At 74.5% G+C, this 18,715-nt stretch carries 18 protein-coding genes and 2 pseudogenes; 11 read left to right on the forward strand and 9 right to left on the reverse strand.

Features of this window, described 5'->3' with window-relative positions; translation table 11 throughout:
* Positions 1-210 (forward strand): annotated as a pseudogene (locus BU198_RS09295) (ATP-binding protein); the annotation flags it as partial.
* A gap of 216 nt (positions 211-426) precedes the next feature.
* Here the strand turns inward: BU198_RS09295 and dapC are convergent.
* Together dapC and fdxA are read right to left on the reverse strand one after the other, a co-directional pair.
* Positions 427-1,575, reverse strand: a complete 1,149-nt coding sequence (gene dapC / locus BU198_RS09300; RefSeq protein WP_188296369.1) for a succinyldiaminopimelate transaminase — start codon at positions 1,573-1,575, stop codon at positions 427-429.
* Between the two features lie 20 nt (positions 1,576-1,595).
* Complete coding sequence (gene fdxA, locus BU198_RS09305; protein ID WP_030061559.1) at positions 1,596-1,922, reverse strand: ferredoxin; 327 nt, start codon at positions 1,920-1,922, stop codon at positions 1,596-1,598.
* A 289-nt stretch (positions 1,923-2,211) separates the two neighbouring features.
* On the opposite strand from fdxA, the gene BU198_RS09310 reads away from it, so the two are divergent.
* On the forward strand, positions 2,212-3,066 hold the full coding sequence (locus BU198_RS09310; protein ID WP_317620039.1) for a GNAT family N-acetyltransferase: 855 nt from the start codon (positions 2,212-2,214) through the stop codon (positions 3,064-3,066).
* A 74-nt stretch (positions 3,067-3,140) separates the two neighbouring features.
* A complete protein-coding gene (locus BU198_RS09315) occupies positions 3,141-4,013 on the forward strand; it encodes a transglutaminase family protein (protein ID WP_188296371.1) in 873 nt (290 codons plus the stop codon).
* Positions 4,014-4,058: 45 nt separating this feature from the next.
* Here BU198_RS09315 and BU198_RS09320 read toward each other — a convergent pair whose 3' ends face one another.
* Positions 4,059-4,688: a response regulator transcription factor gene (locus BU198_RS09320; protein WP_188296372.1), complete on the reverse strand. Its 630-nt coding sequence runs from the start codon at positions 4,686-4,688 to the stop codon at positions 4,059-4,061.
* Between the two features lie 61 nt (positions 4,689-4,749).
* Between BU198_RS09320 and BU198_RS09325 the strand changes: the two genes are divergently transcribed.
* On the forward strand, positions 4,750-5,733 hold the full coding sequence (locus tag BU198_RS09325) for a MerR family transcriptional regulator (protein ID WP_188296373.1): 984 nt from the start codon (positions 4,750-4,752) through the stop codon (positions 5,731-5,733).
* Positions 5,733-6,233, forward strand: a complete 501-nt coding sequence (locus tag BU198_RS09330) for a GNAT family N-acetyltransferase (RefSeq protein ID WP_188296374.1) — start codon at positions 5,733-5,735, stop codon at positions 6,231-6,233. The genes BU198_RS09325 and BU198_RS09330 overlap by 1 nt, the downstream gene beginning before the upstream one ends.
* Before the next feature lie 173 nt (positions 6,234-6,406).
* On the opposite strand, the gene BU198_RS09335 is transcribed toward BU198_RS09330, so the two are convergent.
* Positions 6,407-6,724, reverse strand: a complete 318-nt coding sequence (locus BU198_RS09335) for a hypothetical protein (protein ID WP_188296375.1) — start codon at positions 6,722-6,724, stop codon at positions 6,407-6,409.
* Positions 6,721-8,337 (reverse strand): murein biosynthesis integral membrane protein MurJ, encoded by a 1,617-nt coding sequence (gene murJ / locus BU198_RS09340; protein ID WP_188296376.1) that lies wholly within the window; start codon positions 8,335-8,337, stop codon positions 6,721-6,723. The genes BU198_RS09335 and murJ overlap by 4 nt, the downstream gene beginning before the upstream one ends.
* 145 nt (positions 8,338-8,482) lie before the next feature.
* On the opposite strand from murJ, the gene BU198_RS09345 reads away from it, so the two are divergent.
* Together BU198_RS09345 and BU198_RS09350 are read left to right on the forward strand one after the other, a co-directional pair.
* Positions 8,483-9,148 carry a response regulator transcription factor gene (locus tag BU198_RS09345; protein WP_188296377.1) on the forward strand — a complete coding sequence of 222 codons (666 nt, stop codon included), beginning with the start codon at positions 8,483-8,485 and terminating at the stop codon, positions 9,146-9,148.
* A 3-nt stretch (positions 9,149-9,151) separates the two neighbouring features.
* On the forward strand, positions 9,152-10,573 hold the full coding sequence (locus BU198_RS09350) for a sensor histidine kinase (RefSeq protein WP_188296378.1): 1,422 nt from the start codon (positions 9,152-9,154) through the stop codon (positions 10,571-10,573).
* 53 nt (positions 10,574-10,626) lie between these two features.
* Here the strand turns inward: BU198_RS09350 and BU198_RS09355 are convergent, their stop codons facing one another.
* The 4 genes from BU198_RS09355 to BU198_RS09370 form a co-directional block, all read right to left on the reverse strand.
* Positions 10,627-11,877 carry a sensor histidine kinase gene (locus BU198_RS09355; RefSeq protein ID WP_223244154.1) on the reverse strand — a complete coding sequence of 417 codons (1,251 nt, stop codon included), beginning with the start codon at positions 11,875-11,877 and terminating at the stop codon, positions 10,627-10,629.
* An 8-nt stretch (positions 11,878-11,885) separates the two neighbouring features.
* Positions 11,886-12,608 carry an ABC transporter permease gene (locus BU198_RS09360; protein ID WP_188296379.1) on the reverse strand — a complete coding sequence of 241 codons (723 nt, stop codon included), beginning with the start codon at positions 12,606-12,608 and terminating at the stop codon, positions 11,886-11,888.
* Entirely contained in the window at positions 12,605-13,558 is a 954-nt protein-coding gene (locus BU198_RS09365) for an ABC transporter ATP-binding protein (RefSeq protein ID WP_188296380.1), read from the reverse strand. Before BU198_RS09365 ends, BU198_RS09360 begins: the two co-directional genes overlap by 4 nt.
* Positions 13,559-13,745: 187 nt before the next feature.
* Positions 13,746-15,989, reverse strand: a complete 2,244-nt coding sequence (locus tag BU198_RS09370) for a prolyl oligopeptidase family serine peptidase (protein WP_188296381.1) — start codon at positions 15,987-15,989, stop codon at positions 13,746-13,748.
* 316 nt (positions 15,990-16,305) lie between these two features.
* On the opposite strand from BU198_RS09370, the gene BU198_RS09375 reads away from it, so the two are divergent.
* The 4 genes and pseudogenes from BU198_RS09375 to BU198_RS09390 form a co-directional block, all read left to right on the forward strand.
* Positions 16,306-16,500 carry a DUF2304 family protein gene (locus BU198_RS09375; RefSeq protein WP_188296382.1) on the forward strand — a complete coding sequence of 65 codons (195 nt, stop codon included), beginning with the start codon at positions 16,306-16,308 and terminating at the stop codon, positions 16,498-16,500.
* 31 nt (positions 16,501-16,531) lie between these two features.
* Positions 16,532-17,476 carry an N-acetyl-1-D-myo-inositol-2-amino-2-deoxy-alpha-D-glucopyranoside deacetylase gene (gene mshB / locus BU198_RS09380; RefSeq protein WP_188296383.1) on the forward strand — a complete coding sequence of 315 codons (945 nt, stop codon included), beginning with the start codon at positions 16,532-16,534 and terminating at the stop codon, positions 17,474-17,476.
* Positions 17,473-17,931, forward strand: a complete 459-nt coding sequence (locus BU198_RS09385) for a DUF6113 family protein (RefSeq protein WP_223244155.1) — start codon at positions 17,473-17,475, stop codon at positions 17,929-17,931. The genes mshB and BU198_RS09385 overlap by 4 nt, the downstream gene beginning before the upstream one ends.
* 244 nt (positions 17,932-18,175) lie before the next feature.
* A pseudogene (locus BU198_RS09390) lies at positions 18,176-18,715 on the forward strand (hypothetical protein); the annotation flags it as partial.

Raw genomic sequence — 18,715 nt, forward strand, 5'->3', positions numbered from 1 at the left:
CTGCCGCTCGGCTCGGTCCAGCAGGCCCTGCCGGCCGACCTGCCCGCCACCGACGTGCTCGGCCTGGCCGAGCACGGGTCGGCCAACCGCCTCGGCGGTGCCGACCTCGGCCAGAACAGCCCGCTGTCCGGCCTCACCGGCGCCCTCGGCCCGCTCAGCGGCCTGCTGGGCGGCCTCAACGGCGGCGGCCTCAACGGGCTGCCGCTGTAGCTCACACGGCCCGGCCGGGCGCCACAGCGCCGGGCCGTGCTCCGCACCACCGCCCGGCCGCGATCCGTACGGCCGGGCGGTGTTCCGCACCGGCGGCGCTCCGTGCGGCCGTACGGTGCTCCGCCCGGGTGTGCTCCCGTACGGCCGGGCTGGAACGGCCGAAGGGGCCGGTGTCCGTGACACCGGCCCCTTCGCCGTACGGCCCCTCAGGGAGGCTCAGCGCCCCGCGTTCAGCCGCTCCACGGCCGCCGCGACCCGCTCGTCGGTCGCGGTGAACGCGACCCGCACGAAGCGGTCGCCGGCCGGACCGTAGAAGTCGCCGGGCGCCACCAGGATGCCCAGCCCGGCCAGTTCGGCCACGGTCTCCCAGCACGGGCGGTCCTGGGTCGCCCACAGGTAGAGGCTCGCCTCGGAGTGCTCGATCCGGAAGCCGTACGCCTCCAGCGCCGCCCGCAGCGCCGAGCGCCGGGCCGCGTACCGCTCGCGCTGCTCGGCGACGTGCGCGTCGTCCGCGAGCGCGGCGACGGTCGCCGCCTGGACCGGCGCCGGCACGATCATGCCGCCGTGCTTGCGCACCTCCAGCAGCTCCCTGACCACCACCGGGTCGCCCGCCACGAAGGAGGCGCGGTAGCCGGCCAGGTTGGAGCGCTTGGAGAGCGAGTGGATGGCCAGCAGGCCCTCGTGGCCGTCGCCGCAGACGTCCGGACGCAGGACGGAGACCGGGTCGGCCTCCCAGCCCAGCTCCAGGTAGCACTCGTCGCTGACCAGCAGCGCCCCGTGCTCCCTGGCCCACTCGACGGCGCGGCGCAGCTCGTCCGCGCCCAGCACCCGGCCGGTCGGGTTGGACGGCGAGTTCACCCAGAGCAGGCGCACCCGGGAGCCGTCCAGTTCGTCCACCGAGCCGTACTCGACCGGTTCGGCGCCGCACAGCCGGGCACCCACCTCGTAGGTCGGGTAGGCCAGCCGCGGGTAGGCGACCTGGTCGCCGGGGCCGAGGCCGAGCTGGGTCGGCAGCCAGGCCACCAGCTCCTTGGAGCCGACGGTCGGCAGCACGGCCTGCGGGCCGATCTCCGCGCCGAGCCGGCGGTGCAGCCAGCCGGCGATCGCCTCGCGCAGCTCCAGCGGGCCCCAGACGGTCGGGTAGCCGGGCGTGTCGGTGTGCGCGGCCAGCGCCTTCTGGATCACCTCGGGGACCGGGTCCACCGGGGTGCCGACGGAGAAGTCGCAGAGCCCGCCGGGGTGGGCCAGCGCGGTCCTCTTGTACGGCTCCAGCTTGTCCCAGGGGAAGACCGGGAGCTTGTCCGAAACGCGGCGCGCCGCCCCCGGGTGGCCCGGGAACGGCGCGCGCGTGCTGTTGGTGCTCACAGCTGTTCTGCCACCGATCGTCAGTGGTCGGCGTTCTGCGGCGGCAGAGCGGCGATGAAGGGGTGGTCACGCTCGATCAGGCCGAGCTTGGAGGCGCCGCCGGGCGAGCCCAGGTCGTCGAAGAACTCGACGTTCGCCTTGTAGTAGTCCTTCCACTCCTCCGGAGTGTCGTCCTCGTAGAAGATCGCCTCGACCGGGCAGACCGGCTCGCAAGCGCCACAGTCGACACACTCATCCGGGTGGATGTAGAGCGATCGCTCGCCCTCGTAGATGCAGTCAACCGGGCACTCTTCGATGCACGCCTTGTCCTTCACGTCGACACAAGGCTGCGCGATGACGTAGGTCACGCTGTCTTTCCTCCTCGGAAGGGCCTGGTGGCCCGTTCTGTTCTGCTGCCGTGCGCGGTGAGCGCGGCGTCGTCGATGCCCGCCCCTAGTATCGCGGGTCGGAGACCGCAAATGCACAGGAGGTGGCCAGATGACGACGGGCAACCCGGCGGACGATCGTCCCGAGGTCCGGATAGATCGCTCTGACGTGGGACGACGCGTGTCCGTACGGCGCCTCTCGGAGTTCGTGGACGACCGGCCGGTGTTCCGGGATTCGATCGGTGTGCTCACATCGTGGGACGATCATGGGTTGACGATCGTCCCCCGCGCCGGCGATCCGGTGTTCTTGCCGGAGAAGCTGCTGGTCGCAGGCAAGGTGGTACCGCAGTTTCCGGTCCGACGCGCGACCTTGCCGGTCACCACGCCGGTCGAGCTCCAGCGGATCGCGGGGCGCGGCTGGCCGGCCGTCGAGCAGGAGCCGCTCGGCGAGTGGACGCTGCGCGCCGCGGCCGGGTTCACCCGGCGGGCCAACTCCGTCCAGGCGCTCGGGGACCCCGGGCTGCCGCTGCCTCAGGCGCTGGCGGCGGTCCGCGCCTGGTACGCGGCGCGCGGGCTGCCCGCGTACGTCGAGGTGATCTCCCCCGGCTCGCCGGATGCGCTGGTCGCCGAGCTCGACCGGCTGGGCGCCGGGTACGCGCCCACCCTGGTCCGCACCGCCCCGCTGGCCGGCCTCGCCCGGGTCGGCTCCGGGCACGACCGGGTACGGCTGGCGCGGACGGCGGACGCGCGGTGGATGTCGGTGTACCGGCGGGTCGGCGGCGACCCGGCGGTGGAGGAGGCGGCCCGCCTGGTGCTGCACGGCGGGCCCTCGGTCTGGTTCGCCACCGTGCCCGGCGCTCCCGGACAGCCGCCGGCGGCGATCGGACGCTGCGTCATCGACGGCCCCTGGGCCTGCTTCGGCGCGATCGAGGTCCAGCCGTACGCCCGGCGGGCCGGGCTGGCGACGGCGGTCATGGCGGTGCTCGCCTCGCGCGCGGCCGAGGAGGGGGCGAGCGGCGCCTACCTCCAGGTCGAGGCGGAGAACGCGGGGGCGATCGCGCTCTATGACGGACTCGGCTTCGCGACCAGTCACACTTACCACTACGCCCTCCTTCCCCAGGGATAGCAGCCGCGCCGTCCCGCCTCCCCCGTCCGTCCGCCGCCTTGTCCGTCCGCCGTACGAAAGCCGTCGCCGTCACCGTGACCGAGCAGAGCAGAGACCGCTTCCGGACCGCCGCCCGCGCCGAACAGCCCGACCCGGTGCTGCTGTGCCTGCTCGCCGCCGCCGAGCACGGCATGGTGCCCGACCCGGGTGACCCCGGCGAACCACCGGGCGTGGACGCACTGCTCGCCGCCTGCGAGGCCGCGCTGGAGCGGCACGCGGCGGCGGTCCGGCTGGCGGTCGCCGAGCGGGCGCCCGTCGGGCCCGAGGAGACCGCCGCCCTGCTCGCCGCGGTGCTCGGCGGACGGGAGCGCTTCCACGGGCAGCCGGCGGACTACCGGCGGCTGGAGTCCTCGCTGCTGCCCGAGGTGCTGCGGCGCCGGCGCGGGCTGCCGATCACGCTCTCGCTGGTGTGGATGGCGGTCGGCCGGCGGGCCGGGCTGACCGTCCACGGCATCGCGCTGCCCGGCCACTTCATCGTCGCGGTGGGCGGCCCCGCGGGCGGCGAGGACTACGTCCTGGCCGACCCGTTCCACGGCGGACGGCTGCTCGACCCGGAGGACGCCGAGCGGCTGGTCGCCGCCACGGGGCAGGAGTTCGGCCCCGCCCTGCTGACCCCGGCCCAGCCGCTGGACATCGTGCTGCGGGTGCTCGGCAACATCCGCGCCTGGGCCGCCGACCGCCCCGAACACGCCCGCACCCAGCTCTGGGCCGCCGAACTCGCCCTGCTGCTGCCCAGGCACCCCGCCCAGCTGCGCCTGGAGCGGGCCGAACTCCTCGTCCGTACCGGGGACTTCCTCGGCGGCTCGGCGGAGATGGACGCCTACGCGCAGATCCTGGACGCCTTCGACCCGGACACCGCCGCCAAGGTCCGGCAGGAGGCCAGGGCGGCCAGGCACCGGCTGAACTAGGGTCCGTGCCCGGAGGCGCGTCCTCGGGGTCACGGTGCCGACGGGTCAGAGCCAGCCCTTCTCCCGGGCGATCCGGACCGCCTCGGTGCGGTTGCGCGCCTCGGTCTTCTGGATCGCCATCGACAGGTAGTTGCGCACCGTCCCCTCGGACAGGTGCAGCCGCCTGGCGATGTCCGCGTTCACCGCGCCGTCGGCGGCCGCGCCCAGCACGTCCCGCTCGCGCGGGGTCAGCGGGTTGGCGCCCTCGGCCAGCGCGGCGGCGGCCAGCGCCGGGTCGATCACCCGCTCGCCGCGCAGCACCCGGCGGATCGCCTCGGCCAGCTCGGCGGCCGGCGCGTCCTTCACCAGGAAGGCGTCCGCGCCGGACTCCATCGCCCGGCGCAGGTAGCCGGGACGCCCGAAGGTCGTCGCGATGACCACCTTGGTCCGGGGCGCCTGACGACTCAGCTCGGCGGCCGCCTCGATGCCCGTCATCCCCGGCATCTCGATGTCCAGCACGGCGACCTGCACGTCGTTCGCCAGCACCGCCGCCACCACCTCGTCCCCGCGCCCGACCTGCGCGACGACGTCGATGTCCCCCTCCAGCCCGAGCAGCGCGGCCAGCGCCTCCCGGACCATTCCCTGGTCCTCGGCGAGGAGGACGCGGATCGAGGCCCCGTTGTCAGTGTCGTTCATGGCCACGACCTTAGAGGGCGGGATTGAGTCTCCCCCAGGGGGAGACGCCAAGGTGGACCACATGGACGGCACGGACGACACCGATGGCACCGATGGCAGCGACGGCGCGGACGGCAGCGACACGCTCTACTCGATCGGCGACCTCGCCCGGCGCACCGGACTCACCGTCAAGGCCATCCGGTTCTACGCCGACACCGGCCTCGTGCCGCCCACCGCCCGCACCACCGCCGGCTACCGGCGGTACGACGTCCACGCGCTCGCCCGGCTGGACCTCGTCCGCACCCTGCGCGAACTCGGGCTCGACCTGCCCGCGATCCGCCGGGTGCTGGAGCGGCAGGCCCCGCTGCCCGAGGTCGCCGCCGCGCACGCCGAGGCGCTGGAGGTGCAGATCCGCACGCTGCGGCTGCGCCGGGCGGTGCTGCTCGCCGTCGCCCAACGCGGTTCCACCCCCGAGGAGATGAGACTCATGCACAAGCTCGCCAAGCTCTCCGACGCCGAACGCCGGCGTCTGGTCCACGACTTCGTCGACGAGGCCTTCGGCGGCCTGGACGCCAACCCGGAGTTCGTCGCCATGATGCGCTCCGCGATGCCCGAACTGCCCGACGAGCCACGGCCGGAGCAGGTCGAGGCCTGGGTCGAGCTGGGCGAACTCGTCCAGGACCCGGACTTCCGCGCGGCCGTACGGAAGATGGCCGAACACCAGGCCGCCGAACGCGCGGACGGGGACCGCACCGGCCTGCACACCGAGCTCACCGGGACGGTGACCTCCCGGGTCCGGGCCGCGCTGGCGGCCGGCATCGCCCCGGCCTCCCCCGACGCCGGCCCCGTCGTCGCCACGCTCACCGCCGCCTACGCCGAGGCCTTCGGCCGCCCGGACGACGCCGCACTGCGGCAGTGGCTGTTCGACCGCCTCGGGACCGCCGACGACCCCCGCGCCGAGCGCTACTGGCAGCTGATGGCGACCGTCAACGGCTGGCCGGTCCAGGAGAGCCTGCGGGACGTATTCGAATGGTTCACCGAGGCGCTGCGCGGCAGACTGGCGTGATGATCACCGTGGAACCGCTGCGCCCCGACCACGCCGACGCCCTGCTGGCCTTCGAACGCGCCAACCGCGCGTACTTCGCCCGCAGCGTCCCGGACCGCGGCGACGCCTACTTCGCCGGGTTCGCGGAGCGCCACGCCGCCCTCCTCGCCGAACAGGCCGAGGGCACCTGCCGGTTCCACGTGGTGCTCGACGCGGCCGGGGAGGTCGTCGCCCGGGTCAACCTCGTCGACCTCGCCGACGGCAGCGCCGAACTCGGCTACCGGGTGGCCGAGTCCGCCACCGGCCGCGGCATCGCCTCCACCGCCGTGGCCGAGGCCTGCCGCCTCGCCGCCACCTCCTACGGCCTCCGCGCCCTCACCGCCGTCACCACCGTCGACAACCCGGCCTCCCAGGCCGTCCTCACCCGCAACGGCTTCCGGCTCGCCCACGAGTTCCTCCTCGACGACCGCCCCGCCCTCGCCTACCAGCGCCCCCTCCCCGACCTCCGACCCTCGGCATGAAAACCGCAGCCGACAGGACGGTAGGCGGCGTGAGGGACCTGAGCAGCACAGGAGGTCGGCGGAGCCGACGTCCTACGGCAGCCGGCGCCGGGCGGCTTCGACACTGTCGGTGATGCCGACGTGGAAGGCGAGGACGGCCCGGACGGCGTCGCCGTCCGGGCCGGGGACGGCGGTCAGTCCGGCCTGCCGGGTTCCCCGAGCAGGTGGCGGGCCGCTTCGGCGAGGGTGAGTTTGGGGTCGGTCCAGGAGCAGACCTCCAGCCAGGAGAGGCGTCCGGCATCGGCGAAGAGGAGGACCTCGCCGTCGCAGCCGATGACCGCCCCGGCCACCACCTCCGCGCGGGTGACGGTGTCGGGGCCGGTGAAGTACGCGGTGCAGCCACAGGCGCAACGGCACTCGATGCGCAGCCGCGGGATTTGGGCGCGCAGGGGGTGGCCCTCGGGGAGGAGGGCGTCGAGGACGCGGGTGACGTCGGCGGGGAGCTGGGTCATGGGCGGCGGCGCAATCGCTTGGTGAGGGCGGACAGTTCGTCGATCCGGAGGAGGTGGGCGAGCAGGAGGTACAGGACGGCGAGGGCCGCGGCGGCCGGGACGAGGCCGTACCTGGTGGCCCACCAGGCGGCGGCAGCGGCCGGGAGGGCGGCCAGCAGCGGTTTCACGTGGGCCCCGAGCACGCGCAGCGGCCCGAGCCGGCGGCGCAGCAGCAGGGCCGCGGCCAGGACGGTGAGCAGGAACGATCCGCCGTAGCACCCGGCCATCCCGGTGACGGCCCAGCGCAGCGGCAGCAGCTGGTGGCAGAGCACCGCCCCGAGGGCCGTGGCGGCGACGGGCAGCAGGTTGAGCAGGAAGGGCGTCCGGCTGTCGCCGAGCGCGTAGAAGGTGCGGGTCAGCGCGTACGAGGCCGAGTAGAGGACCAGGCCGGGTGCGAAGGCGGTCAGCATCCCGGCGATGGCCAGGACGTCGGCCGGATCGGTGCGGCCGTGCCCGAAGGCGAGCGCGCACAGCTGCGGCGCGAGGACCACGAACGCGCAGGCCGCCGGGACGGTGACCACCCCGACGGTGCGGACGGCGCGGGCCAGCAGTGAGCGGACGGCACGCGGGGAGTCGGCGGCGCTGAGCGCGGGGACGACCGCCGTGACCACCGAGACCGTGACCACCCCGTGCGGCACGATCCACAGCAGGTACGCGCTGCTGTACGCGGTGTACCCGACGCCCGGCAGCCCGGCCGCGGCGGCCTCGGCGCCGGCCGCGGTCGACAGCCTGGTCACCACCCAGTAGCCCACCTGGTCGCAGAGCACCAGCAGCAGCGTCCACCCGGCGGCCCGCAGGGGCTCGCCGAGCCCCGCCTGCCGCCAGTCCCAGCGGGGGCGCAGCCGTACCCCGGCCGCCCGCAGGCAGGGCAGCAGCACGAGGCTCTGGGCGACCACGCCGGCCGTCGTCCCGGCTCCGAGGACCGTCAGGTCCGCGGCGGAGAAGGAGTGCCGGCCGAGGTAGCCGCCGAACACCCCGATCACCACCAGGTTGTTGAGCACCGGGGCCCATGCCATCGGCGCGAACCGCTGCCGGGCGTTGAGGAGTTGGCCGAGCACCGTGAACAGCCCGTAGAAGAACACCTGCGGCAGGCACAGGTACGCCAGCAGCACCGTGTCGCCCAACTGCGCTCCGCCGTACGAGGTGTAGGCCCGCACGACGTACGGCGCGGCCGGCACCACCACCGCCGTCAGCACCAGCAGGGCGGCGACCAGGACCGTCACCAGCCGGTCGACGTGCGCCGCCCCGCCGTCCGCCGACTCCTTCGCGGCGCGCACCAGGTGGGGCACCAGCGCGGTGTTCAGCGCGCCGCCGATCAGCAGCACGAAGAGGATGTTGGGCACCGTGTTGGCCACGTTGTACCCGTCCGCGAGCACCCCCGAGCCGAGGACCGCCACCAGCAGCGCCGAGCGGACGAAGCCGGTGGCCCTGGACACCACCGTGCCCACCGCCATCACCAGGCTGGGCGGGAGCGTACGGCGCGGCCTGCGGTGCCGGGCGGGCGCGGCCGTGGCGGCTCTCCGGCCGCCGGCCGGGACGCGGGCCCCGGCGGCCCGCTCCTGGAGGACGGCCATCCCCCACCCCCTCTCGCTCGGGACACCGGCCCCGAGGCGGACCGGCGAAATCGGCGAGAGCATGCACCCGCGCCCCTGAAGCGAGGCTGAGAAAGCTGAAGGCCGCTTAAGGAACGGATCCGGCGCCGGTGGCATCCTGAGCCGCATGGAGATTCTGGTGGTGGAGGACGACGCCCAGGTGGCGGCGGCCGTGCGGCGCGGCCTGGAGGCCGAGGGCTACACCGTCGACCTCGCCCCGGACGGCCTCACCGGCCTGCGGCTGGCCCAGCGGCACGCCTACCGGGCGATCGTGCTCGACATCATGCTGCCCGGCCTGAACGGCTACAAGGTGTGCGAGGCGCTGCGCGCCGACGGCGTCACCACGCCGATCCTGATGCTGACCGCCAAGGACGGCGAGTACGACGAGGCCGAGGGCCTGGACACCGGCGCCGACGACTACCTCACCAAGCCGTTCTCCTACCTGGTCTTCCTGGCCAGGCTGCGCGCCCTGATCCGTCGCAGCCAGAGCCCCGGCCCGCTGCTGCGGGTCGGCGACCTGTGGCTGGACCCCGCGGGCCGCCGCTGCGGCCGGGCCGGCGCCGAGATCACCCTGACCGAGCGCGAGTTCGCCGTCCTGCGCTGCCTGGCCGAGCACCCCGGCGAGGTGCTCTCCAAGCGCCGGATCGTCGACGAGGTGTGGGACATCGCCTTCGACGGCGAGGAGTCCATCGTCGAGGTGTACGTCAGCATGCTGCGCCGCAAGGTGGACACCCCGTTCGGCGTCCGCTCGATCACCACCGTGCGCGGCGCCGGCTACCGGCTGGAGGCCTGACCGGTGCCCGGCAGGCTCTCCACCCGGCTGCGCACCTCGCTGGCGGCCGGGCTGGCGGCCCTGCTGCTGCTCGGCGTCGGCGCCTGGTGGCTGCGCGACCACATGTACGACGCCCAGCTGGAGGCCGCCGAGGCGGAGGCCCACGCCCAGGCCCGCGAGATCAGCAACGGCTACGAGCACGGCCAGCAGCTGGCGGACCACGGGCAGCTGCCCTACCTGGTGCTGAACAGCACGGGCCAGGTGGTGATCATGGGCGGCCCGCTGACCACCCAGCACCTGGCCGGGGGCCCGCCCGCCGTCGTACAGCAGCCGGCGCCGGACGACTGGCAGTCGGTGCAGCGGATCACCATCGGCCCGGCCGGGCCGGTCGCCGCCAACCGCTACTCGGGGCGCACCTTCACCGCGATGGGCAGCTGGAGCCCGTTGCTGTGGCCGACGAGCGAGGAGAACGGCCAGCGGGTCAAACCGGCGGTCGGCCCGTTCACGGTCTACGTGCTGGCCACCCCGTTCGCCGCCGAGGCGTCGCTGCGCACCATCGACCCGGTGCTGCGGCTCGGCGTGCCGCTCGCCGCGCTGCTGGTCGCGCTGACGGCCTGGACGGCGACCAGCCGGGCGCTGCGTCCGGTGGAGGCGATCCGGGCCCAGCTGGCCGAGATCGGCGAGCACCGGCTGGACCGCCGCGTCCCGGTGCCGCGCTCCGGCGACGAGATCACCAGGATGGCCAGGACCACCAACGCCACCCTGGACCGGCTGGAGCGCTCGGCCGCCCAGCAGCAGCGCTTCGTCGCGGACGCCTCCCACGAACTGCGCAGCCCGATCGCCGCGCTGCGCACCAATCTGGAGGTGTCGCTGGCGCATCCCGAGCGGACCGACTGGCCGGCGGCGACCCAGGAGGCGCTCACCTCGGTGGAGCGGCTCCAGCAGCTCACCGAGGACCTGCTGTTCCTGGCCCGGGGCTCGCACCCGGCGACGGCCGGCCGGCTCTCCTCCGTCGACCTGTCCGCCGTGCTGCGCGAGCTGGCCGACCAGTGCCGCCCGGCCCTCGGTGCCCGGGTCGCCCTGCGGGTGGACGCGCCGGAGCCGGTGCTGGTGCACGGCAGCCGGATCCGGCTGCACCGGCTGGCGCGCAACCTGCTGGACAACGCCCGGCGGCACGCGGCCGCCGAGGTGGTGCTGTCCGCCCGGCGGACCGGGCACCACTGCGTCCTGGAGGTCAGGGACGACGGCCCCGGGGTGCCGCCGGAGGACCGCGAGCGGATCTTCGAGCCGTTCACCCGGCTCGACGAGGCGCGCAGCAGGGACGCCGGCGGCAGCGGTCTCGGCCTGGCCATCGCGGCGGACATCGCCACCCGGCACGGCGGCACCCTGCGGGTCGCCCCGGCCCGGAGCGGCGCGCGCTTCGTGCTGGAACTTCCGGCGGGCTGAAGGGACCCCGGGCGGACTCCGGACAGGTCCGCCCGACGGGCCTGGTGGACGTCCTAGTGGGGCTGGGGAGCGGCCGCGGAGACCGTCCGCAGCGGCACCGCGGCCCGCAGCCTGAAGCCCCTCCCGCGCTCCCCCGGCCCGGTCTCCAGCCGTCCGCCGACCAGCGCCAGCCGTTCCTCCAGCCCGGACAGGCCGTTGCCCGGCTGGGACTTGCCGGGCCCCCGCCCGTCGTCGGTGATCTCCAGGACGGCGTAGCGCTCGCCGCTCGTCTCCCAGCTCACGTCCGCCGTCACCGTGCAGACGGTGGCGCCCTCGCCGTGCCGGACCACGTTGGTGACGGCCTCGCGCAGCGCCCAGGCCAGTGCGCCCGCCTCCTCGTCGGCCAGCGACGGCCAGCTGTCCACCAGCCGCGGGGCGGCCTCCAGCCGGACCTGCGCGGCGGCCAGCGCGGTACCGGCGGCGGCCAGTTCGACCTGGAGGGTCGGCCGGCGGAAGCCGGTCACCGCCTCCCGGACGTCGATCAGCGACTGCCGGGCGACCTGCTCGATCTCGGCGACCTGCGCCCGCGCGGCCTCGTCCTTGCCGGCGTCCATGAACCGCCCGGCCAGCTCGCTCTTCAGGGTGATCAGCGACAGCGAGTGCCCGAGCAGGTCGTGCAGGTCGCGGGCCAGCCGCAGCCGCTCCTCGGAGGCGGCCAGGTGCGCGACCGTGGCCCTGGCCTCGCGCAGTTCCTTCATGGTGGCGACCAGCCGTTGCAGACCGGTCATCGCGACGCCGGAGAGGAAGGCGCTGAGCGCGAAGGTGGAGACGTTGTCGACGCCGGCCCCGATGCCCGTCCCGACGGCGGCGGTGAGCACCGCCATGGCGACCAGCGCGCGCAGCGCGTGCCGGGTCGGCGTGATGATCGCGACGCACACCGAGGCGTAGATGAACAGCGTCAGGAACGCGGCGCCGAGGACGACCGAGGCGGCGACGGCGAGCCCGACCATCGTCGTGACGATCACCAGGCAGGCCCGCGGCCGCATCCCGGCCTGCGAGCGGAAGATCACCAGCAGGACGTAGGCGATCATGAACCCGCCCAGGCAGCACCAGCCGAGCACCGTCCCGGCCGTGCTGTGGCCGCCGTTCAGCAGGTCGCCCGCCGGGTAGGCCAGGTAGAGCATCCACAGCATCATCCAGGCGACCTTGACCAGCAGCTGTCGCCTGCTCTCCACCGGGGAGCCGGGCACGTTCATGAAGGAGGCGCGCGCCACGCCCGCCTCCGACGGCTCGTCGGAACGGTGGGCCTGGCGCGCGTCACTCATGCCGGTCATCATGCCTGGCGGGTGTCACGGCGGTACAGCGCCGCCGCGGCGGTGGCGAACACCACGAGGAAGGCGGCCAGCCCGGCGACCGCGACGGTGTCCAGGGAGTGCCCGGGCTGGGTGAAGGTGGCCAGCTTGTTGTACAGGTACACCGGGTTGAACCGGGCGAACTTCTCCATCGAGCCGCTCACCGGGAACCAGGTGCCGCCGAGCAGCGCCATCGCCATGTAGGTGATCATCACGATGCTCTGCACCGCGTCCGGCGCCGCCGCGTACCCCAGCGCCACGCCGAGCGCCGCGAAGACGAAGCTGCCCAGCCAGAGCGCCGCCGCCAGTCCGGCCCACTGCACCGCGGTGAGCGAGACGCCCTGGCTCGCGCCGACCGCGAAGACCACCGCGATCGCCGGCAGCGTGGTCACCGCGCTCGCCGCGATCTTGCCGAAGGTGTACGCCCGGCCGGGCAGCGCGGTCAGCCGCAGCTGGCGCACCCAGCCGCTCTTGCGCTCCAGCGAGATCCGCTGCGCGCTGCCGGTCAGCACCGCGCCGACCGCGCCGAAGGTGGCCATCGAGACCATGAAGTACGTCTTCACCGGCAGGCCGCCGGCGAGCTTGGTGGTGTCGTAGGCGTGGATGAAGAAGAAGTACATCAGCGCCGGGTAGGCGATGGTGAAGAGCAGGTAGCGCCGGTTGCGGAGGGTCCGCAGGATCTCCAGCTTGATCAGGGTGGTCATCGCACGCTCTCCTTCTCGGCGTCGTCCTCGCGGTCCAGCTCTCCCGTGATGGTCAGGAAGGCCTGCTCCAGACCCAGGCCGGTGACCTCCAGTCCGCGCGGGTACAGGCCCGCCCGGTAGAGCCCGGCCACGCTCGCGTCGGCGTCCGCGGTCCTGATCCGTACCGTCCGCACCCCGGGGACGCGGGCGGTGACGTCCAGCGACTGCACGCCCGGCAGGGCGCGCAGCACCCCCTCGTCGAAGGGCCGCCCGTCCGCGTCGTGGAGTTCGAAGGCGATCCGGCGGGCGCCGGCCCGCGCCTTGATCTCCGCGGAGCTGCCGTCGGCGATCAGCCGGCCCCGGTGCAGCACCAGGACGCGGTCGGCGATCGAGTCGGCCTCCTCCAGGTAGTGGGTGGCGAACAGCACCGTGCGCCCGGCGTCGGCCTGGGCCCGCATGCTCGCCCAGAACGCCTGCCGGACGCTGACGTCCATGCCGGTGGTGGGCTCGTCGAGCACGATCAGGTCGCTGTCGCCGGCGATCGCCAGGGCGAAGCGGACCCGCTGCTCCTGGCCGCCGGACAGCTTGTCGACCCGGCGGTCGGCGATCTCCGTGATCCCCGCGTCGGCCAGCACCTCCGTGACCGGCCGGCCGCTCGGATGCACGTCGCAGGCGAGCTGGACCAGCTCGCGCACCTTGACGTCGGACATCAGCCCGCCGCTCTGCAGCATCGCGCCGACCCGGCCGGCCTCGATCGCCGCCCGCGGGGTGCCGCCGAACAGGGTCACGCTGCCCTGGTCGGGGGCGCGCAGGCCGAGCAGCAGGTCCAGGCTGGTGGACTTGCCGGCGCCGTTCGGCCCGAGCAGGGCGACGGTCTCGCCCGGCCTCAGCACGAGGTCCAGCCCGTCCACGGCGCGCACCCGCCCGTAGCTCTTGCCCACGCCGCGGAATGCGGCCACCTCGGTAACCATCGCCCGGCTCCTCTCCCTGATGGTGTCACGCCTGTGGTGTCACAGCCGGTGCTGTTCGCACCACCTCAGAGTCCCGCGCGGGCGGGTCGCGGCGGCAGTGTCCGCCGTCGTGCCTTCGGCATGACGGATGTCATGCCGGCGGCCGGTACCCGCATCACGGGCACCGGCCGCCGGAGCCTTCCCTCGCTCAGATCCCCAGCGAGCGCTTCACGAAGTCGACCTGGAGCAGCAGCAGGTTCTCCGCGACCTCCTCCTGCGGGGTCATGTGGGTGACGCCGGACAGCGGCAGCACGGTGTGCGGGCGCCCGGCCGCGAGCAGCGCCGAGGACAGCCGAAGGGTGTGCGCGGCCACCACGTTGTCGTCCGCCAGCCCGTGGATGATCATCAGCGGGCGCTCCAGCCCGGCCGCGTACCCGCTCAGCGAGTTCGCGGCGTACACCTCGGGACGCTCGGCCGGGTCGCCCAGGTAGCGCTCGGTGTAGTGGGTGTCGTACAGCTCCCAGTCGGTCACCGGTGCCCCGGCCACCGCGGTGTGGAAGACGTCCGGGCGGCGCAGCACGGCGAGCGCGGCGAGGTAGCCGCCGTACGACCAGCCGCGGATCGCGACCCGGTCGAGGTCCAGCGGGAACTCCCCGGCGAGCGCCTGCAGCGCCGCCACCTGGTCGTCCAGGGTGGCCCCGGCGAAGTCGAAGGCGATCGACTTCTCCCAGGCCGGCCCGCGGCCCGGCGTACCGCGCCCGTCGGCGACGATCACGGCGAAGCCCTGGTCGGCGAACCACTGCGACTGCAGGTGGGGGTTGTGCGCCTGGTAGACGCGCTGGCCGCCGGGGCCGCCGTACGGGTCCATCAGGACGGGCAGCAGGCCGTCCCGCTCGCGGTCGTAGCCGGTGGGCAGGAAGACGGCGGCCGGGATGCGGCGCTCGCCGGCGAAGCGGAAGACCGGACGGGCCGTGATGACCGGGGTCTCGGCGTACGAGGCGACGGTGGCGACGTCGTCGACCGCCAGGCCCTCGGGCAGGTCCCTGGCGACCTGGACCAGGGTGCCGGGCAGGTCGGGCTCGGCGGTGGCCCGGACGGTGATCCCGCCGCCGTGCACCGCGCTGGTGACGGAGGTGAACGGCCGCCCGTTGGAGGACTCCCAGCTCAGCCGCGTGCCGTCGTGGCTGATCCGGCCGACGGCGACCCAGCCGGGCTCGGGGTCGGTCTCCTCGGTGCCGCCGGAGGCGCTGAAGAACACCTCGTCCTCGGTGACCGCGACGACCGAGCGGACGTGCAGGTCGGCCCCGGTCACGGCGCGCCCGCCGATCACCAGCGCCCGCACGCCCTCCCGTCGCCCGCCACCACCCTTCTGAGGCGCTTCGCGCACCTCCTCCTGTCGCCCGCCACCACCCTTCTGAGGCGCCTCGCCCACCGCTTCGGTGTCGGAGATCCGGACCAGCTTGCCGTCCGGGGTCCAGGCCGGCGAGCCGGGGAACAGCTCCAGCCACGTGCCGTCCTTCTCCTCGTGCAGCACCTCGGTGGCGCCGGTGGCCACGTCCAGGCCGAGGATCCGCTGGCCGCGCTGGTCGCGGGTCTGGACCAGCAGCAGCGGGACGCCGCCCTTCGACCAGTGCACCCGGCCCAGGTACGGGTGGGTCTCGCGGTCCCAGACCACCTCGGTGCGCCCGCCGTGCAGGTCGAGCAGCCAGAGCCCGACCTCGGCGTTGGCGGCGCCGGCCTTCGGGTAGGCGACCTCGGCGGGCTCGCGGTCCGGGTTCGCCGGGTCGGCGATCCACCAGCGGCCCACCGGGCTGTCGTCGGCGCGCTCGGCCAGCAGCCGGTCGCCCTCGGGGGACCACCAGAAGCCGCGGTCGCGGTCCATCTCCTCCTGGGCGATGAACTCGGCCTGGCCCCAGGTGACGTTCGGCCCGTCCGGCTCGGCGAGCACCCGGTCGCCGCTGCCGTCGGTGCGGGTCAGCCGCAGCTCGCCGGCGGTGTTGGCGTACGCGACGTACGTGCCGTCCGGGGACGGGCGCGGGTCCAGCAGCGGCCCCTCGGCGGGCAGTTCGGCGGTGGCGCCGGTGACCGTGTCCGCGGTGAACAGGCGGCCGGAGAGGGCGAAGGCGGCCAGGGTGCCGGCCGCGTCCAGGGCGTAGCCGACGATGCCAGCCGAGCCCTCACGGCTGCGCTCGCGGCGGGCCTTCTCGGCCGGCGAGAGGTCCTCCTCGCCACCGCCGAGCAGCGTCGCCGGGTCGGCGGCGACCCGCTCCTCGCCGGTCGCGGTGTCGAGGGTCCAGAGCAGGTTGGCGCGGTCACGGCCCGACCGCGAGCGGAGGAAGACGACCCGCGAGCCGTCCGGCGCGACGGAGAAGGAACGGGGCGCGCCGACGGTGTAGCGCAGGGTCCGCGCGTACTGCCGCGGGAAGGTGTCGGCAGAGGTGTGGGAGGTCATGGCACCAGACCCTATGACGCCGGACCACCGCCCCCGGGAGCATGTTGATCACTCGTTCGGAGCATCATCGCCAAGTACGCCCCAAAGAGGTCGAAACCGCCTCCGACCGGCCCACGCGCCGCTCGGACGCCGCGCCACCCGACCCACACGGCCTCACTGAATGTAATGCTCCCCTTACCCATCGGGTATGACTTGTCCGGCGAGTGACCGTCGGCCCCGTCCCGTCCCGGACCGCGGCCACCCGCAGCCCCCAGTCCCGCACCGTCCCGCGCCGCCCTCCGGGGAGCGGCGCGCCCGAGAAGGGGTGTGAGCCGACATGGCCATGAACATCTCCGCCGCCGTGCTGATGCTGGTCATCGTGGTGGTGCTGATCCGCCGCTCCGGCCTGAAGCTGGCGCACGCGATCGTCTGCGCGCTGCTCGGCTTCTACCTGGCCTCCAGCTCGATCGCCCCGTCGATCAGCCAGGTCACCAGCAACCTCGCCGGAATGATCAACGGCCTGAGGCTCTGACCCCCGCGGCCCGGTGGTTAGGCTTCCTCCCATGACCGCGACTACCGGCCGCCGCCTCCTCCTGGTCCACGCGCACCCCGACGACGAGTCGATCGGCAACGGCGCCACCATGGCCCGGTACGCCGCCGAGGGCGCCCGGGTCACGCTGGTGACCTGCACCCTCGGCGAGGGCGGCGAGGTGATCCCGCCGGAGCTGGCCCACCTGACGGCCGATCGGGACGACACCCTCGGCGCGTACCGGATCGGCGAGCTGACCGGGGCGATGCGCGCCCTCGGCGTCACCGACTTCCGCTTCCTCGGCGGCCCGGGGCGCTACCGCGACTCCGGGATGATGGGCGTGCCCGAGAACGACGTACCCGGCTGCTTCTGGCGGGCGGACGTCGAGGAGGCGGCCGGCCACCTGGTCGCGGTGATCCGCGAGGTGCGGCCGCAGGTGCTGGTCACGTACGACGACGAGGGCGGCTACGGGCACCCGGACCACATCCAGGCGCACCGGGTCGCGATGCGCGCGTACGAGCTGGCCGCCGACCCGGCGCACCGTCCGGAGCTGGGCCCGGCCTGGCGGATCGCCAAGGTGTACTGGAACCGGATGCCCCGCACGGTGATCGAGGCCGGGCTCGCCGGGACCGCCGCCGAGGCGTCCTTCCCCGGCGTCGCCCGGCCCGCCGACGTCCCCGGAGTGGTCGACGACGCGGTGGTCACCACCGTGCTGGACGGCACCGCGTACGCGGACCGCAAGGCCGCCGCGATGACCGCGCACGCCACCCAGATCACCGTGGACGGCACGTCCTTCGCGCTCTCCAACCACCTCGGCCAGCCGCTGCTCGCCACCGAGTACTACCAGTTGGTGCACGGCCAGGCCGGCCCCGGCGAGCCGGAGGACGACCTGTTCGCGGGCCTTGCTCCGGAAGCCTCCGATGCCTCGCCCGTCTCGCACCGCTCGCACGGCTCGCACGCCGAGGAGGGCGCCCGATGAGCAAGCCCGCCCCCCGGCCGCCGCGCCGCCCGTTCCCCGCCGCCGTCCTCGGCACCCGCGAGGAGCGGCTGGCCGAGCCCCAGCCCCCGCGCGCCGCCCGGATCGCGGCCTACCCGCTGCTCTTCCTGCTGGGCGCCGCGGTGTCGGTCTGCGGATCCTTTGTGCAGGCCCTGTGGCCGCCGGTGGGAGTCCTGCTGGCGCTCGGCGCGACCGCCGGCACCTTCTACGGCGGTCTGCGGATCACCGGCACCCGGCTCGGCGCGGGCGTGCCCGCGGCCGGCTGGTTCCTGGCGATGCTGTTGCTGATCGTGCCCAGGCCCGAGGGCGACAACGTGCTGTGGTCCAACGCCACCTCGCTGGCCTGGCTGTTCGCCGGCTCGGTGCTGGGCGTGATCTGCGCCACCCTGCCCACCCGCACCAGCTGGTTCCCCGGGGTGCCCGGCCCCCCGCGCTGACCCGGGTCGTGCACGGCGTACGGTACCTCGTACGACGCGCAGTCAGGAGCGTACGGCCTTACTCTCATACCGGAGGAACCGGACGTATCCGGATCTGTCCGAAGCCGTTCGCCGCTCAGTTCTTCCCAGTATGGTGGTCCCGCAGAACGCCGTACCCGACCGCCGCCCGCCCCAGCCAAGGCCCGGCGACCACGAACCGCGGTCGCGCCGCACGGCCCGCCCGCGAACCCGGAGCAGAGCAGCATTGAGCAGCCGCGAATCTGACAACGCCCACCCGACGCCCCGGCGCACGGGTCCGGACGCCTACCCGTCGGGCACCCCGCCCTACGGCACACCGGGGCTCCCCGGCGGCGACCGAACCGCGGCCGGCGCCGGCCAGGGCGCCGCGTCGGGCGGCGAGGACGACGGTCCGAAGACCGAGACCACCCTGACCACCCGGGTCCGGATCAACATCCCCGGCTCGCGTCCGATCCCGCCGGTCGTCGTCCGCAGCACCGTCAAGAACGAGGACGGCCCGGGCGATGACGCCCCGGCCGCCGGACCCGATCCGGGCGCCGCGCGGCACCGCTCCGCGCCGGCCTCGCCCGTCCTCGGCGTGATGGACGACGGCGGCCGCCCGGCCGCCCCGCCGAACCTGCCGCCGGAGTGGCAGATCCCGGCGATCCCGCCGGCGACCTCCGAGTCGGAGTCCACCGGCGCGTGGTTCCGGCCCCGCCAGAAGAAGGCACCGGCCGCCGAGCCCACCCCGGCCGCCGTGTCGGCAGCCGCCCCCGCGACGGCGGAG

The organism is Streptomyces sp. CBMA156, from assembly GCF_014596515.1.
In the GTDB taxonomy this organism is placed as follows: Bacteria; Actinomycetota; Actinomycetes; order Streptomycetales; family Streptomycetaceae; genus Kitasatospora.